Below are 17,717 nucleotides of genomic sequence, written 5' to 3'. Positions count from 1 at the left end.
GGAGGAATATGACGATGTTAAGTTTATTAGAAATTATTTTACCACTAGTGTTAATCGCGGTAATTACGTTACCACTCATTCCAGTATTTAGAGGAAAAGTTGATGTTCGTAATGCAAAATTTAGAGTTTATATGCAAGTATCAATGTTCTTTGTTGCATTGATTGGAACAGTATTAATTACTGGCGCTACCTATGCTGCGGAAGAAGTTGCAACAGGGTTCCAAGGAAGTTTTGGACAAGGTATGGGATTCATTGCTGCTTCTATTGCTGTTAGTGCTTCAGTATTGGGTGCGGGTTATGCCGTAGGTCAAGCTGCTCCTGCTGCTATCGGTGCGATCTCAGAAAACTCAGAAAACTTTGGTAAAGCAATGATCTTCGTTGCGCTTGCTGAAGGGGTTGCTATTTACGGACTTCTAATCGCTATCCAAATTATTGCTAAATTATGAAAATGTTTCTTATCAGCGACAATATTGATACTCAAATGGGATTACGTCTTGCGGGTATTGAAGGAATCGTTGTTCATGAAGCAGATGAACTTAAGGAAGCCATTCAAGACGTCTTGCAAGATGACACCATTGGTGTCTTATTGTTAACAACAAAACTTTTCGACTTGGATCGTGAGCATATATTAGATTTGAAATTGACTCTGAAACAACCATTAATTGTTGAAATCAGTGACCGTCACAAGTCCCATGAAGTTCAAGCAATGATTGATGAGACAATTTCTAAAATCGTTGGAAAGGTGGTTTAAATGGAGAATATTAAAGCAAAAGTTACTCAAGATATCGTTGATTCGATTATTGAAGATGTAAAGCGTGAAACAAATGACATTAATTCTCATTTTGATAAACGCCTACAACAAGAAGTGGATGAATACCGAGAAAAAAAAGAAAGTATTATTAATACAAAACTCGAAACACTGCGCGACAAAGCCGATCGTGAACGATTTAAACTCGAATCAGAAATGCGCTTTGAAGTTGCGAAAGCATTGCGTGAGAAACGCAATGCATTACTGGCACAGTTTGAGAAAGAACTCAAAGATGATCTTGCTCGATTCATACAAAGCGACGGGTATGTTGCGTATTTAAACGGAACCCTTGACTACTTAGAATCGCGTATTGATTTAACGCGTGCCAAAATTTTAGTTCGTAAACAAGATTATGAACTCTTAAATCGTAAAGTTCATGCAGAATATGCTGATTTAAAAATGGGTGGACTGATGTGTGAATTTGAAAATAGTATTCTTGATTTCTCATTAGAAACGCGGTTTAAAAATGCAATGACAGAATTTATCAATGAAAGTAAAGTAAACATTTAGGAGGCGTCAATATGAGTACAGTATATTGGATAAATGGTCCAATTATTAAAAGTCGTGATGTTGACAACTTCGTAATGTCAGAAATGGTTTACGTTGGTGATAGTCACATTATGGGTGAGGTCATCGGAATTGATTCTGAGTACGTCACCATCCAAGTTTATGAATCAACAACATCAATGCGTGTGGGTGAAAGCATTACGCATACTGGGAAACCGTTGAGTGTTGAACTTGGTCCAGGTTTATTAGGAAATATTTATGATGGGATTGGCCGTCCATTAAAAGGTTTATCAGAAAAATACGGATCTTATTTGGAAGTGGGTCAAAGTATGCGAACACTTCCAGACTCAAAAAAATGGAATGTTACATACAAAGTTGCGAAAGGCGATTTTGTTAAACGTGGCCAAGTTTATGCGATTTTCCAAGAAACAGGTTCCATAGAACACCGTTTAATGGCAACACATGAAGGAATTGTTTCCATTGACCCTGTTGATGGTCCATACGGGCTTGATGACGTTGTCTTACACTATGAAGATGGAACAACACTCTCAATGTCCGTACATTGGCCAATTCGCCACGAACGTCCTGTGACAAGCCGTATCGATGCTAAAGAGCCACTTATTACGGGGCAACGTGTTATTGATACGTTGTTCCCAATTGTTAAAGGTGGAAGTGCCGCAATTCCTGGTGGCTTCGGTGCTGGAAAAACAATGCTCCAGCATCAACTTGCAAAATGGTGTGATGCAGACATCATTGTTTATATTGGTTGTGGTGAACGTGGTAACGAAATGGCGCAAGTTCTTGAAGAGTTCTCCGAATTGGTGGACCCTAAGACAGGACGTACAATGCTTGAACGGACTATCTTAATTGCGAATACATCAAACATGCCTGTTGCTGCACGTGAAGCGTCAATTTATACCGGAATCACATTTGCTGAGTACTATCGGGATATGGGGTATCATGTTGCCTTAATGGCAGACTCAACGTCTCGTTGGGCCGAAGCTTTACGTGAACTCTCAGGTCGATTGGAAGAAATGCCTGCGGAGGAAGGATTCCCAGCATATCTTGCATCACGATTAGCGCAATTCTATGAACGAAGTTCTTTTGTAAACACATTAAATGGGGATATTGGTTCAATTAGTATTGTTGGTGCAATTTCACCTCAAGGTGCCGACTTTTCTGAACCGGTAACTCAAAACACCCAACGATTTATTGGAAGTTTCTGGGCATTGGATAAATCATTGGCGTATATTCGCCATTTCCCATCCATTAACTACACCCAAAGCTATTCCGAATATTTAGTCCAATTACAAGATTGGTATACCGTAAACATAGCTGAAGATTATTTGGATCTTCGCCAAATGGTTTTATCCGTTCTTAATGAAGAAACAAGTTTAATGGAAATTGTTAAATTGATTGGGCAAGATGTTCTTGCAGACCGTCAAAAACTCGTCTTGGAAATTGCACGAGTCATTCGTGTTGGATATCTTCAACAAAATGCTTTCCATAAGTTTGATAGTTCAGTATCGTTGCAAAAACAATATGAAATGCTCAAATTAATTAAGTATGTTTTTGATCAAAGTCAAAAATTACTGGATCAAAAGAAAACGATGAATGCGATTATCGAAACACGTATCTTTGAAGAAATAATTGGTCTAAAGTATGTAATCGATGAGGATTTATCACAGTTTAAAGCTTATTATGACAAAGTTGATGCAGCACTTGCATCGATAGAATAGGAGGACATTCATGAGTATCTATTTTAAAGGATTATCAAGTATCAATGGTCCTCTTGTTGCAATAGAGGGTGTTGAAACAGCATCATACGATGAACTTGTTGAGTTAATTGATGAAAATGACCACACACGTCTAGGACGTATCATTGAAATTCAGGGAGACCGTGCCCTCATCCAAGTCTTTGAAAGTACCGAAGGACTCTCAAAAAATAATGTTGTTTCAAAATTAACGGGCCGTCCGATTGAGATTGGGTTATCTGAAGAAATTCTTGGTCGTTCTTTCAACGGATCTGGTGCTCCGATTGATGGGCTTGGTCCGGTCTTTATCGACAAACATGCTGATATTAATGGCCGTGTTATCAACCCAGTCGCACGAACATATCCTCGTAACTTCATCAATACTGGAATCAGTGCGATAGACGGACTTAATACCTTGATTCGTGGTCAAAAATTACCAATCTTCTCGGGAAGTGGTTTATCCCATAATGAACTTGCGGCACAAATTGTGCGTCAAGCGAAATTACATGGGGATTCTGGTGAAGACTTTGCGATTGTCTTTGCGGCAATGGGTGTTAAGCATGATGTTGCGGCTTTCTTTAAACAAACATTTTTGGATCATGGGGTTATGGATCACGTTACGATGTTCCTCAACCTCGCCAATGATCCAATTATTGAAAGAATTCTCACGCCACGTTTTGCATTAACGGCTGCTGAATACCTAGCATTTGAAAAGAACAAACATATCCTTGTTGTTATGACTGATATTACTTCGTATTGTGAGGCACTTCGTGAATATAGTTCCTCTAAAGAAGAAGTTCCAGGTCGTAAAGGATATCCAGGATACCTCTACTCCGACCTTGCATCGATGTATGAACGTGCTGGATGTATCGAAGGAAGTACTGGATCTTTAACACAAATTCCAATTCTCACGATGCCAAATGATGATATTTCACATCCAATTCCAGACTGTACGGGATACATTACTGAGGGTCAAATTGTATTGGATCGAGGCATGACCCAACAAGGTATCTACCCACCAATTAATGTGTTACCATCATTATCACGCTTGATGAAGGATGGTATCGGTGAAGGATTGACGCGAAAAGACCATTCCAGTGTTTCCGCACAATTGTTTGCAGCCTATGCGAAAGTAATTGATGTTCGTAACCTTGCGTCTGTCATTGGGCTGGATGAACTTTCACGACATGATCAACGCTATCTTGGGTTTGGTCGACTCTTCGAACATTTCTTTGTAGGTCAAGGTGGAAATAGTAACCGACCAATCACCGAAACTTTAGATATTGGTTGGCATCTTTTATCACTGTTGCCAAAATACGACTTAGATCGTCTTGATGCAGAGACACTTGAAGCGTTCTACAATAATCAAGAAGCCATCAACTATTTCAAGGTTAATAGCCCAACTGTGATTGATGATAGCCTTCTTGAAGGCAATAACTAGTGTTAATTACCAAAGGTAACTTACTCGCAAGCAAAGAATCACTTCGATTAGCGAATTTGGGCTATGAGCTAATGGATCGAAAACGTATCATTCTCATGCAAGAACTTTCAAAAATGATGGATGATGTTAAAGATTTACGTGAAGTGATTGATAATGCATACGAAGAAGCATATATTGCACTTCAAAAAGCCAACGTAAGTTATGGGGTTATTGATCGCATTGCGCAATTAATGCCTGTCGAAGAAGATATAAAAATCGTCTATCGTTCGGTAATGGGAATTGAAATTCCCAAAGTATCACTGGAAGATAAACCATTAGAAATCCCATTTTCTCTTGGAATTACCAATTCAAAATTAGATGATGTCTACCTAAAAATGCGGGCCGTAAAATATTACACCGTGAAATTAGCAGAACTTGATAATGGCATGTATCGATTGGCTAAAGCCATCGAAAAGAGTCGTAAACGAGCGAATGCTCTGGATCGTGTTGTTATTCCGAATCTTGAGCGAGACATTAAAACAATTTCAGAAGCCCTTGAAGAAAAAGAGCGTGAGGAGTTCCTGCGCATGAAGATGGTAAAAAAACTCTAGCAGCACAATTTGTGCTGCTTTTTACATTTAAGAATAAATTCTCAAATATACACGTTTAAAAGACTTTGATAAGCACCTGTAAAAGTGATAGAATGAAGAAGATGTAATAAGGAAAAAGGAGATTAGTTTATGATTAAAGGAATTGCTGCATCAGCAGGAGTATCAGTATCAAAAGTATTCAAATTACAACACCCAGAATTTGTAATTGAACGTCGTGATGCAATCGTTGAGGAAGAATTAGCGAAATTGCACAATGCAATCGCTGCAACACAAAAAGACATTGAAATGATTAAAGCAAAAGCGGTAGGACGCCTTGCTGACGAAGAACTTGCTATTTTTGATGCTCACTTAATGGTTTCACAAGACCCAGAATTTGTTGGCCAAATCGAAGAAATGATCAAAAATGACGCAGTAAACGCTGAATTTGCGGTTGAACAAGTATCAAACATGTTTATTGGTATGTTTGAAAGCATGGAAGATGAATACTTCCGTGAACGTGCAGCTGACATCAAAGACGTTACCTTCCGTATTAAAGTTCACGCACTTGGACTTGTGATTCCTGATTTATCAGCAATCAATGAAGAAGTCGTAATCGTAGCTGAAGATTTAACACCTTCAGACACTGCTCAATTGAACCGTGAATTTGTAAAAGGATTCGCAACTGAAATTGGTGGGCGTACTTCTCACTCAGCAATCATGGCACGTAGTCTTGAAATTCCAGCAGTTGTTGGAGCAGGTTCATTACTCGATAAATGCGAACATGGTGATGAAATTATCTTAGATGCAATCGCGGGAACAATTATCTTCAAACCTACAGACGCCCAAAAAACTGAGTATGCTGAAAAAGCACAAGCATTCGCAGATCATAAAGCAAGTTTACTTGCACTTAAAGATGCAGAAACAGTTACAACAGATGGACATCACGTTGAACTTGCTGGTAACATCGGAACACCAAAAGACGTTGAAGGTGTTATCAACAATGGTGGAGAAGGTGTTGGATTATATCGTACAGAATTCTTATACATGGATGCATCAGAACTTCCAAACGAAGAAGATCAATTCCAAGCGTATAAAGCAGTTCTTGAAAATATGGCCCCAGGTCGTGTTGTCGTTCGTACGCTCGACATTGGTGGTGACAAAGAGTTATCATATCTAAAATTCCCACACGAAATGAACCCGTTCTTAGGATACCGTGCGATTCGTCTATGTCTAGACCGTCCAGATATCTTCCGTGTTCAATTACGTGCACTCTTACGCGCAAGTGTATTCGGAAAATTAAGCATCATGTTCCCAATGATTGCGACAATTCAAGAATTCCGTCAAGCAAAAGCACTTGTTGAAGATGAAAAGAAAAACTTATCAAAAGAAGGTATTGCATTCAGTGATGATATTGAATTAGGAATGATGGTTGAAATTCCTGCAGCAGCAATGTTAGCAGACCAATTTGCTAAAGAAGCTGACTTCTTCAGTATTGGTACTAATGACTTAATTCAATACTCAATGGCTGCAGACCGTATGAACGAAAAAGTTTCATACCTTTACCAACCATATAGCCCATCAATTCTACGCCTCATCAAACTTACCATTGATGGTGGACACAAAGAAGGAAAATGGGTCGGAATGTGTGGAGAGATGGCTGGAGACGAGCGTGCAATTCCATTGTTACTAGGACTTGGACTTGACGAATTCTCAATGTCAGCCTCATCAATTCTTGAAGCACGTCGTATTATCCGTGACTTAAGCTTTGCTGAAATGCAAGATTTAGCTACTAAAGCATTAGATATGCCAACAACTGAAGATGTTCTTGAGTTATTGGCTGCAAATGTTAAGTAAGCACGAGCAATCAGTTTTATCAAATATTGACACTCACATTTTTGATTACTTTCAAAATGAAACGAGCGGTCATGATTACTATCATATTAAGCGTGTTGTGGATATCACTTCACGCTTAATTGCTTTAGAGGACGAAGCCCGGTATTTGGCACTTCTGATTGCGTATTTTCATGATGTTTTTGATGACAAAGTTAATCCGACAGATGACTTGGACAGCTCGTTACGCGAGTTGTTTATATCATGGAATCTTGACTTTGATGGACTAGAATCCGAAATAATTGCCGGTGTCGCACAAATTGGTTACAAGGGTGGACATGGCGTTGTAAATAAAACGTATGCGGCTCAGTATGTGAGTGATGCGGATATGATTGACTCAATGGGGGCGATCGGCATTGCACGAACCTTCTATTATGCAGGATCCAAAGGAACACCGATTTACGATCCTTCGCTCAAAGGTGTCACAATCGAGAGTTATGATGACTATCGCAATGTGCAACGTAATGCTATTGATCACTTTGATGAAAAACTATTAAAGCTCATTGACTGGATTAAGACGCCTGAGGGTAAGCGTATGGCACAAGAACGTCATGATGTCATGCAGGCATTTAAAGATCAGTTCTACAAAGAAATGGATATTTAATCATGGCAAGGGATGAAAACACAATGGTTTTTGTACATGGCTTAGGTCAAGATGCGACTGCATGGAATGATGTCCTAAAAGTAATGCCTGATACACTTACACTTCGAGTTCCAAGTTTATTGAAGTCTACTGGTACGCAACAACTCACATATCAAACACTTTATAAAAGTTTTGAGACTATGTGCTTAGAATACAAAGCACCAATCCAGTTATGTGGACTTTCGCTAGGGGCAATTCTATCTCTAAATTATGCTATCGATCATCCAGAACGCGTTAAATCACTGGTTTTGATTGCACCACAATATCGTATCCCTAAGTTCCTCTTTACAATACAAAATGGAGTTTTTCGGATTCTTCCTCAAAAATTTTTTAAAAATATGGGGTTTTCAAAGAATGATACGCTATCATTAATGAAATCAATGACACACTTAGATTTCACATCGCGTTTGGATGCAGTTCATATGAATACATGGGTTCTATGTGGTACCAAAGACCGAGCGAATCGCAAAGCGGCAGAGTCATTAACCACTTTGCTTTCGAATGCAACCTTTAAACAGGTGAGTGATGCAGGACATGAAGTCAATAAAGATAACCCGTTAGCGCTTGCTGCAATACTCAATAGTATTGTGTGTGGTGAATAATCAATACAAGTTTCACATAAAAATTCACGGAATATTCAATTCTGTCACGTGAATAACGATGATAAACCCCTCAAAATCTGTTAAGATAATATAAAGGGGGTATTACTATGAAACAATCAACAAAATTTGGATTAGGAATTGCTTTTGCAACCGGTTTAACAGTAGCTGCGGGTTCATTCGCATACTACCAGTTACGAGACTCAGAAGCAGCTCAAAACAAACGTAAAGCCAAAGAAGCCCTTGATTATCTTCAAGAAAAATATGGTGAAGAAATCATGGAAGGCAAACGTATCGAAATTTTAGAAGACTAAGCAAAAGGGAAACCTTTTGTTTTTTCTTTTCTTAATAAGAGTCACATATTCTAACATTATCTTATGGTATTTTCACCGTAATGTCTTGCTATACTTACACATGTAAGAACTCCTTCTTACGACTCAATAATAAGATCTTCTCCTATAATTCATTCCCTGTGAATTTAATGTATCTTATTATTCCATATTCTTTCCCCTTAAGAGAAAAACGAGGCACATAATCGCCTCTTCTTTTTATTTCAAATGTAATCACACATTCTAACACGAACCTGTGAAAGTTTATCCGTATTTGAGGGCTATACTTACAAATGTAAGAACTCCTTCTTACGACCCTAATAAGATCTTCTCCTACAATTCATTCCCCTATGAATTACAATGTATCTTATTAATCCATATTCTTTCCCTTAAAAGAAATGAGGCACATAATCGCCTCTTTTTTTTGTTTGATATGAAGTTGTCGTGAAGAAATTGGAGAACTGGGTGATGCTATGAAGTGCTATGCTATAATCAAAATGGTGATATTATGGAAACAATACTTGTAATTGAAGATGAATTTGAAATTCGGCGCTCACTCGTTAAGAACCTTGAAAAAGAGGGGTTTTTAGTTTATGCGACGGGTTATGCGGAGGAAGGATTTGACCTTCTTAGAAAACATCCAATAGATCTCATTTTATTAGATATGATGCTACCTCAAATGCAAGGGGATGTTTTTTTGGAAACATTGCGCCAGCAGAATCAAACGATTCCAATAATTGTTATAAGTGCTTTGAGCGATGAGCAAATTCAATACAAAGCATTTGATCATGATATTGACGATTATGTCGTCAAACCATTTTCGATGAATATTCTCACATATAAAATTAAAGCAGTCCTCCGGCGGATTCCAAAAGATACAGCACACGAAGATATGATTAATTATGCAGGCTTAGTGTTATCAATTGATAATTATGAAGTACGTTATCACCAAACTGCTATTATTCTGACAGCTAAAGAATTTGAGATTTTGCAGCTTTTGATGTTAAATATTGGACGTGTGTTTACCCGTGAGGAAATTTTAACACTGGTTTGGGGTTATGACTATTTTGGCGATGCTCGTAATATTGATGTGCACGTCAAGAATCTTCGTAAAAAACTTCCAATTCAATGTATTGCAACAATTAAGGGCGTTGGTTACCGTTTGGAGGTGAAATCATAATGAAGTATTTTAAAAACCTCAAACTCTTTCCGAAAACATTTGCACTAACTTTAATTACAATCTTAACAACAATCATGGTCTTTGCGTTTGGCTTCAAATTTATGTATACATCGTATATTAATAGTTTTCTTGATAAGCAATTTAACAGTTCCGTCTCACAAGTACAGAATATGCTCGAAACTTCATCAATGGATAATCTTATTTTGAATAATAAGCTAATTGAATTTGAGCGTAGTGCGGGAGTGTATATTGTCGTTACAGATGCATATCGCAATGTTGTGTATCCGTATACTGGTGGGATTTATCTGCCAGCTTTGGAAACAGCACCGACCCAAATTATTTCTAGTGATGTGAATATCTCTGCAAGTGTTGTGGGCACCACATCAACGGCACGAATTAAAGAGTTTCAATTTCTTAATGCGGGAAATGTGTATACAGCCCGGATTGCCTCGAATACGGGTATTGATAATGAAATGTTTTCGTCAATATTTTTTAGTGTGATGCCGTACATGGTTATTGTTGGTCTCATTGTTTCGGCACTCATATCTTACATTTATGCGCGGTATACCGCTCATAAAATTATTCACTTGAATCACATTATGGAAAAAATGGAGTCGTTTCAATATGTCGCTTTAGATGCACCGGTTCGTGGTGATGAAATCGCAACCTTGGAAAATCAGATTGATCACTTATACAAACGTCTGATGCATGAGATGGATACTATACAAAAATTTGAAAAGGATCGCGATATCTTTATGAAAGGAAGTATTCATGAGCTTAAGACACCACTTATGGTCATGAGTTTGTATATTGAAGAGTTAATGCATGATGAAGAACTCCCGTCAAATTACCAGGAGATAATTTACGAACTAAATCATAAATTAGTGCACATGAATGCTTTGATTAACGAAACGCTAAAGGTTAGTCGCTTAGAATCAATTCGAGATATACCGATTCTAAATGTTAATGAGCCATTAGAGACGGTACAGGCCTTGTATCATCCTATGTTGGTTGATAATCGCCAACAACTTGATCTAGAGATTACGTCTTCAACGGTACCAATGAGTGAATTAGATTTTAGTCGTGTCACTTCGAACTTAATTGGAAATGCGATTCGCTATGGAACCGTTGATTCTACGATAAAAATGATACTTTCTGATACTGTGCTCAGTGTTTCAAATGTCTATGAAGGGGCATGGGATGATAGTGTCAATCTTTGCGCACCGTTCACGAGCATGGGACAACATGATGACAGTCATGGACTGGGCCTCTATGTTGTATCGATGATTCTCAACAAATACAACTATTCCTATAATTATCTATACGATTCACGTGAACATTGTTTTACCTTTACCATATTTTTAAAATAGAGCCTTCGGGCTCTTTTTTTTATCTTTACACTAACTTCATCTTGACCCCATGAGTACTCCATATCTTATTGTTATGATGGGTTCGAAAGCGAGGAATATACATGAATATTTATCAGCGGGCACTCACGAGTATCTCGAAACGAAAGGGAAAAACACTCATCTTATTTATGGTTGTTTTTCTTCTTGGAAATTTAATTGCGGGTGCGGCGGCGGTCTACAATGCAACACAGCAATTAGAAACATCGATGAAAGAGCAATTGGGTGCAAAAGCACGCATTGATCTGGACTTTATGAATTTGAAACAGAATGATGTCATCATGCCATTAACTGCAGACCAAGCGGATGCGATTGGTGCGCTTCCTGAGGTAAAATCGGTTTCGTACCAATTAAATACGCATATGGGTTCAGAAAAGCTAAAGCGCTATACTCAAGAAAAGCAAGATGAGACAACCAATGGCATCATGATTTCTGGAAGTGCCAGTCTTGCGGATTTTGCGAATTTTAGTTTAGTGGGAAGTAGACATGAACTCCCAGATGCATTTATGAATGGAAAGCAAAAAATTATCGAAGGAAGGTATCCCAAAGCAAGTGACACCGAACGTGAAATTCTTATTTCCAAGAAACTTGCATCACAAAATGCGCTCGAATTGGGATCTGAAATTACATTGGATCATAGCCTAGTAGAATTTGATCCGAAAGCACAAGACATCAACGTTAAACAGAAGGAATCGTTTACCTTTAAAGTTGTAGGAATATTTGACACGACAGACTCAGCGTCAAGTAATGACCCGATGGCATCTTTTATGGAAGAAGGACAACACAACACCCTGTACACGAACTATGAGTTTCTAGCGGCCTTAGACCTAGCGGATGCTAAAGTCATGGCAACATTTGAAAAAGGTTTTTGTAACAGTGTTGAAACATGTCGTACCATGGTAACGCCCACGTATGAATTAACGTCACCCGATGTTATTGATCAGTTTGTTGAAAAGGCAAACCAACTGCTTAATAGTAAGCAATTTAAAATCGAAACGACTAAAGACAGTTTTGATGCCGTTGCTGGATCGCTAATGAACATGAAGGAAATGTCGAACACGATTTTACTATTTGGAGTTGGAGGATCTGTTTTGGTATTATCATTAGTTCTTATCTTGTTTATGCGTGATCGCAAACATGAGTTTGGTATCTATCAAGCTTTAGGGGAGACAAAACTAAAATCAATGTTCCAAGTACTTCTAGAAGTTGTCTTGATATCGGTACTAGCAGTAAGTTTAGCGCTCTTTACTGGATTGAAACTGGCAGGCGGCTTATCACAGTCGATGATTCAAAATCAATTAAAACAACAAGAAACACTACCGGAAGGAAACTTTGTCATGAGTATTGGAGGGTCGGAAAACCAACTTACCGATATTACTGAGGAAGAAATTGCAAAAAACTTTAAAGTTGAAATTAGTCAAGAATATGTTGTGGTCTTTTATAGCATCATGCTTGGAACAACACTTGCTGCAACCATGGTTTCATCGATATATATTTTAAGACTTAAACCAAGAGAAATTTTACTATAGGAGGTATTTATGTTAGAAATCGAAAATGTTTCATTTAGCTATCAGGATGGTACACAACGCAAAAATGTCTTGGATGATATCAGTGCAAATTTTGAAAGGGGTGTTTTCTATACTATTTTAGGTGAATCGGGATCTGGAAAGACTACATTACTTTCAATGTTGAGTGCTTTAGATATCCCGGAAAAGGGACGAATTCTGTGCGATGGTCGTGACATTCAAAAGACAGGACTTCAGAAGTATCGGCGCAATGAGATTGGTATTGTCTTTCAGAATTTTCATTTGATCCCGTATATGTCAGGCTTACAAAATGTATTGGTAGCGATGTCTATTACCGACAATGAAGTAGGTGGAACACAACGAGCCCTTGAAATTCTAGAAGATTTAGGAATTACTGAACGTATGGCGAAACGTCCAGTAACGCAATTATCTGGGGGTGAACAACAACGTGTTGCGATTGCGCGTGCTCTTGCAACGGATATCGATATTATGCTCGCAGATGAGCCAACAGGTAATCTCGATAAGAAAACCCAACAGGAAATTATTAACGTCTTCAAAACATTGGCGCATGAATATAATAAATGTGTTATTGTCGTTACACACTCTAATGATGTATCACGAGGTAGTGACAAAGTGTATCGAATGGAAGCGGGCAGACTGGTGGAAGGATAAGTCACATTTTCTTCCATAGTTCTATCGTATTCTCATCACAAAGATACAATATACTAACAGTGTAAGATAATTCTTACATATGTTAGTTCTCCAAATAATTCATTCCCCTATGAATTATCAGATATTACATATTCTTCTCCCTTAAAAAAAACGAGGCTCATAATTGCCTCTTTTTTTTTTCGCAGAAACAGTCACATTTTCTTCCATAGTTCTATCGTATTCTCATCACAAAGGTACAGTATACTAACAGTGTAAGATAATTCTTACATATGTTAGTTCTCCAAATAATTCATTCCCCTATGAATTATCAGATATTACATATTCTTCTCCCTTAAAAAAAACGAGGCTCATAATCACCTCTTTTTTTTTCGCAGAAACAGTCACATTTTCTTCCATAGTTCTATCGTATTCTCATCACAAAGGTACAGTATACTAACAGTGTAAGATAATTCTTACATATGTTAGTTCTCCAAATAATTCATTCCCCTGTGAATTAGCAGATATTACATATTCTTTCCCTTAAGAAAAAGAGGCCCATAATCGCCTCTTTTTTGTTATGTTAAAAAAATGAAACATCTGTATTATCCATGAAAATATAAAAAACTCATAATTATTAAATTTTGATTAACTTGTTCAAAAATTAATTTAAATTATCTTCAAAAATGACATACAATTTATATATAGAAAATCAGGGGGGTATTCTATGATTACAATTATAAGTGAGGACGTCTTTAAAAGCCATGAGCTTCGAGACGCTTTAACGGGCATAAAATCCATTGTTGATGTGGTAACGCCATTAGAGGCATTGACACAAAACTATGGAGATATTTGCTTTGTTATGGATGCGCATATGGAACGATTCAACTGGATTGATTATTATGAGATTTTGAAATTTCAAAATAAGAACTCTGCGATTGTATTGTTACATGATGATGGTGATGAAACGGAACTAGAAATCATTCAACGTGATATTCGATTCCATACACATCGCGATGCTAACATTGATCTGATTAAAGCCTATGTACTGAAAGCTGTAACAGAATGTGATTCATTGAAAAAGACACGTAACTCTGGCTACGAGCCAATTCGTTATTTGGATAATGATTTAGAAATAAATAACCTGACGAATACAATACAACGGGGTAAACAAATGGTTTCATTAACCGCGATTGAAAAAGAAATTCTCTTGTTGCTCATCGACGCGAAAGAGAATATTGTAACACGTCAAGAAGTTATGGAAACACTCTATCCAGAAAAACGCGATGATGAGAGTGTGAACCACCGTTTCGTTGATGTTCACATTAAAAACATTCGTGACAAACTCGGCCGTGATTCAATTCGAACCGTCCGTGGTCGTGGCTATTTCATCAACTTAAATGCAATTTTAGGATAATTCTCTGTTCAAAATACATTGAAACTAATTTAAAAAAAGAACAGATTACAATAAATAAATTAATAATCAGAAGAAAGCACCAAATCAGTCACAATTCGTTTGACAAGATAGGTGCTTTTCTCTATAATTAAGTAGCGTTAAAAAAGTAGGTGAGAGTATGATTTTTGTTAGAAATGATTTGGACAAGCTAACGTCACAACGTATCGATCTGGATGAGGCTGTGGAATTAGACCCAACACGACTTAAAGAAAACCCTCGTCTCTTAGGTTTACGTGATATCTTCGCAGTAGGTCATGGTTATTATGACAGCCACTCTTCAAGACTGATTTTAGATCTTCGGGTTGAGGGGATCATGACAGTGCCTTGTGCGATAACGTTACGTCCATTTGATATTGAATTTTCAGTACGTGTGGATGATATGTTTAGTTTTGATCCATTAGGACCAGAAGACGAAGGTATAGAAGAAGTTGAAGGGGAAACACTTGATTTGTCTCCATACTTTATGGATGCAATCTTTGCTGAAGTTCCACTGAAAGCAGTTCACCCGGATTTGGAAACATATCCTGAAGGTGATGGCTGGGTAGTGATGACTGAAGAAGATTATATAAACGAAAAAAGTCAAGAAATTGATCCTAGACTCGCGAAATTGAAAGATTTCAAGTTTGATTAAACGGAGGTGAAAACATGGCAGTTCCAAAAAGACGTACTTCTAAGGCTCGTAAAAACAGCCGTCGTACACATTACAAATTACCTAGAGTAACTCTAGCTAAAGACCCACAAACAGGTGAGTGGAAAGTACCTCATCGTGTTGACCGTAAAGAGGTTAAATAATAAAAATAGTCTTGGATAACAAGACTTTTTTTATGTGATTTTGTGGGAAAAGGAAGTGACAGGATGAAAAACAAAACGGTAAAACCTTATGCAACAATCTTCATCGTCATAGCGAGTGCCATCTTAGTGATGTCACTTTTAAGTATGCGATTCTTACCGATGCAGTATCGATTGATACTAATCTTTGCGTGTGGGGCACTTTCAATGTTAGTTTTACTCTTAACAAAAAAATCAATATGGCGATATACATTAGGTGTTTCTATGTTGATTATTGCTTTTGGTTTTGTGTTGGGACAACAATTTGTCGATAATCTATCCGATGCTAAAGACTACGAAGTCTTGGAATTTGTGGTAGTACGTCGCAATGACGTTGTTGATGCAGATACAATAAATAAAGTTGGCTATTACGGTCATTTTTCTAAAGAGACGTTAGCGGACGTTAAAAAAAATAATGAACAAGTTGCTAAAGCAGAATTAATACATTATGGTGATACCAACCAATTAGTCGATGATCTTAAGTCAGAGAAAATTGATGGTATTTTATCTCAAAGCAACGTTTTACAAGATATAATGTTCTTTGAAACAGATTTCGAATCATGGGCTCATGTATCTGAAAAAATTGTCTTTCAAGTAGCACGTCCTGAGATTGTGAAACCTGTAGATGTTACGAAGGAGCCTTTCACAGTATTAATAAGTGGTGTTGATCTCTATGGTGATGTAGTAACCCGATCACGAAGTGACATGAATATGATTGTTGCAGTAAATCCAACAACCCAATCATTGCTGAGTGTAAGTCTACCACGTGATACTTATATACCGCTAGGGTGCGAAGATGGATCACTCGATAAACTTACACACGCAGGGCTTTATGGAATCTCGTGTACTGTTAAAACTGTCGAGAATCTTATGGACCAGCCGATTAATTATTTTGTCCGGATAAACTTTACAGGATTAGTAGATATAATTGATATTCTGGGTGGTGTAGAGGTTTACTCAGATAATGAGTTTACGACAGATTCAGGAATGCATATCAAAAAAGGCATGAATACTCTGGATGGTACGCAAGCATTAGAATTTGCACGTGAGCGTTATAATATCGAATCAGGTGATCTTGCTCGGGTAGCGAATCATCAAGCCTTACTAAAAGGAATTATTACGAAGATTTCGTCATCTGAACAAATGATGAAAATTCCACAATTGAGTCGATACTTCAAGGATATGGTCGATACCAACTTAACAGAGGACGACATATCAAAATTACTGTCACAACACCTATCTCAAAACAACAGTTGGACCATCCATGAGGCAATACTTGGCGGAACCGGTGATATGCAAGAGGTTTATTCCTTACCATCGGATTACAAGTATTATGTTTACTGGCCAAATGCTGAAAGTTTGCAAGAAATTCGACGTCAAATTGATGATATAATGACAGTGAGTGAGGAATCATAATGGATACCAAAAATTCTGAAAAATTTATTGATGCATTTGTAACGATTGAAATGTTCTTGAAAGACTACTTGGGTAGCCCCAATGTTGGGTTTTCGCAAATGGTTCATATGGCCGCACCGAAACACCCGGTGATTGGAACCTATAAAAACGAGCTGACTGAGTTTGGCCAGCTTCGTAATGCTATTGTTCATAATCGTGCAGGGAAAAATGAAGCAATTGCTGAGCCTCATGATTCTGTAATTTCGACAATGGAATTGATTATCCAAGCTTTAGAATCGCCTCGTCGTATTCGCGATGTCTTTCCGATGAATCGTGTGTTTGTTGCAGAAGGAACCGAATCGTTCTCGAAAATTTTAAAAATTCAACGTGAGCAAAATTATTCGGCTGTACCTGTTTATCGAGATAACCGATATGTTGGCTTATTACACACACGCCTTTATCAAATGTTCTTAGAACAAAATGCTGACGCTACGTTAGACCTTAAACAATATACTGTGAACGATATTCTCAAGTACTATGAAAAGGACTCACGAGTAATTTTTGTAAGTGGTGAGACTACACTGTATGATGTGTTAAAGATATTTAATCGGATGCATGAAAAGGGACAATCTATGATTGCAATGATTATTACCGAACAAGGATTTGTGAACGAAAAACCGATTGGAATTATTACGGTAGCAGATGTGCCGAAAATTCTATCAGAACTTGAATAATGAC

General features: G+C 37.6%; 19 protein-coding genes. All 19 read left to right on the top strand.

Annotated features, from left to right (window positions below; genetic code table 11):
- The first annotated feature begins 14 nt into the window (after positions 1-14).
- The 19 genes from G7061_RS07775 (at position 15) to G7061_RS07685 (ending at position 17,713) form a co-directional block, all read left to right on the top strand.
- On the top strand, positions 15-446 hold the full coding sequence (locus tag G7061_RS07775) for an ATP synthase subunit C (RefSeq protein ID WP_159638001.1): 432 nt from the start codon (positions 15-17) through the stop codon (positions 444-446).
- On the top strand, positions 443-751 hold the full coding sequence (locus G7061_RS07770; protein ID WP_159647267.1) for a V-type ATP synthase subunit F: 309 nt from the start codon (positions 443-445) through the stop codon (positions 749-751). Before G7061_RS07775 ends, G7061_RS07770 begins: the two co-directional genes overlap by 4 nt.
- Positions 752-1,318, top strand: a complete 567-nt coding sequence (locus tag G7061_RS07765; RefSeq protein WP_159647269.1) for a hypothetical protein — start codon at positions 752-754, stop codon at positions 1,316-1,318. It begins immediately after the preceding gene.
- An 11-nt stretch (positions 1,319-1,329) separates the two neighbouring features.
- Complete coding sequence (locus G7061_RS07760; protein ID WP_166120268.1) at positions 1,330-3,054, top strand: V-type ATP synthase subunit A; 1,725 nt, start codon at positions 1,330-1,332, stop codon at positions 3,052-3,054.
- A gap of 10 nt (positions 3,055-3,064) precedes the next feature.
- Positions 3,065-4,510, top strand: coding sequence for a V-type ATP synthase subunit B (locus G7061_RS07755; RefSeq protein ID WP_159637993.1), 1,446 nt, complete (start codon positions 3,065-3,067; stop codon positions 4,508-4,510).
- Positions 4,510-5,100: a V-type ATP synthase subunit D gene (locus G7061_RS07750; protein ID WP_159637991.1), complete on the top strand. Its 591-nt coding sequence runs from the start codon at positions 4,510-4,512 to the stop codon at positions 5,098-5,100. Before G7061_RS07755 ends, G7061_RS07750 begins: the two co-directional genes overlap by 1 nt.
- Before the next feature lie 129 nt (positions 5,101-5,229).
- Positions 5,230-6,933 (top strand): phosphoenolpyruvate--protein phosphotransferase, encoded by a 1,704-nt coding sequence (ptsP, locus tag G7061_RS07745; RefSeq protein ID WP_166120265.1) that lies wholly within the window; start codon positions 5,230-5,232, stop codon positions 6,931-6,933.
- Positions 6,923-7,573, top strand: coding sequence for an HD domain-containing protein (locus G7061_RS07740; protein WP_166083542.1), 651 nt, complete (start codon positions 6,923-6,925; stop codon positions 7,571-7,573). Before ptsP ends, G7061_RS07740 begins: the two co-directional genes overlap by 11 nt.
- A gap of 2 nt (positions 7,574-7,575) precedes the next feature.
- Complete coding sequence (locus tag G7061_RS07735; RefSeq protein WP_166120262.1) at positions 7,576-8,214, top strand: alpha/beta fold hydrolase; 639 nt, start codon at positions 7,576-7,578, stop codon at positions 8,212-8,214.
- Between the two features lie 107 nt (positions 8,215-8,321).
- On the top strand, positions 8,322-8,525 hold the full coding sequence (locus G7061_RS07730) for a hypothetical protein (protein ID WP_159637983.1): 204 nt from the start codon (positions 8,322-8,324) through the stop codon (positions 8,523-8,525).
- 523 nt (positions 8,526-9,048) lie between these two features.
- Positions 9,049-9,720: a response regulator transcription factor gene (locus tag G7061_RS07725; protein WP_166120259.1), complete on the top strand. Its 672-nt coding sequence runs from the start codon at positions 9,049-9,051 to the stop codon at positions 9,718-9,720.
- The gene (locus tag G7061_RS07720; RefSeq protein ID WP_166120257.1) at positions 9,720-11,090 is read left to right on the top strand and encodes a HAMP domain-containing sensor histidine kinase; all 1,371 of its coding nucleotides are present in this window, start codon (positions 9,720-9,722) and stop codon (positions 11,088-11,090) included. The genes G7061_RS07725 and G7061_RS07720 overlap by 1 nt, the downstream gene beginning before the upstream one ends.
- A gap of 101 nt (positions 11,091-11,191) precedes the next feature.
- Positions 11,192-12,655: an ABC transporter permease gene (locus G7061_RS07715; RefSeq protein WP_166120255.1), complete on the top strand. Its 1,464-nt coding sequence runs from the start codon at positions 11,192-11,194 to the stop codon at positions 12,653-12,655.
- A 9-nt stretch (positions 12,656-12,664) separates the two neighbouring features.
- A complete protein-coding gene (locus G7061_RS07710; protein WP_159641475.1) occupies positions 12,665-13,324 on the top strand; it encodes an ABC transporter ATP-binding protein in 660 nt (219 codons plus the stop codon).
- Positions 13,325-14,027: 703 nt separating this feature from the next.
- Positions 14,028-14,717, top strand: coding sequence for a winged helix-turn-helix domain-containing protein (locus G7061_RS07705; protein WP_159637972.1), 690 nt, complete (start codon positions 14,028-14,030; stop codon positions 14,715-14,717).
- A gap of 157 nt (positions 14,718-14,874) precedes the next feature.
- Entirely contained in the window at positions 14,875-15,387 is a 513-nt protein-coding gene (locus G7061_RS07700) for a DUF177 domain-containing protein (protein ID WP_159637970.1), read from the top strand.
- A gap of 14 nt (positions 15,388-15,401) precedes the next feature.
- Positions 15,402-15,548 (top strand): 50S ribosomal protein L32, encoded by a 147-nt coding sequence (rpmF, locus tag G7061_RS07695; protein WP_159637968.1) that lies wholly within the window; start codon positions 15,402-15,404, stop codon positions 15,546-15,548.
- A 63-nt stretch (positions 15,549-15,611) separates the two neighbouring features.
- A complete protein-coding gene (locus tag G7061_RS07690; protein WP_159641477.1) occupies positions 15,612-17,000 on the top strand; it encodes an LCP family protein in 1,389 nt (462 codons plus the stop codon).
- The gene (locus G7061_RS07685; RefSeq protein ID WP_159641478.1) at positions 17,000-17,713 is read left to right on the top strand and encodes a CBS domain-containing protein; all 714 of its coding nucleotides are present in this window, start codon (positions 17,000-17,002) and stop codon (positions 17,711-17,713) included. Before G7061_RS07690 ends, G7061_RS07685 begins: the two co-directional genes overlap by 1 nt.
- The last annotated feature ends 4 nt before the right edge of the window (positions 17,714-17,717 follow it).

The organism is Erysipelothrix sp. HDW6B, from assembly GCF_011301115.1.
Taxonomy (GTDB): Bacteria; Bacillota_I; Bacilli_A; order Erysipelotrichales; family Erysipelotrichaceae; genus Erysipelothrix; species Erysipelothrix anatis.
This window is presented reverse-complemented; position numbering and strand designations above follow the sequence as displayed.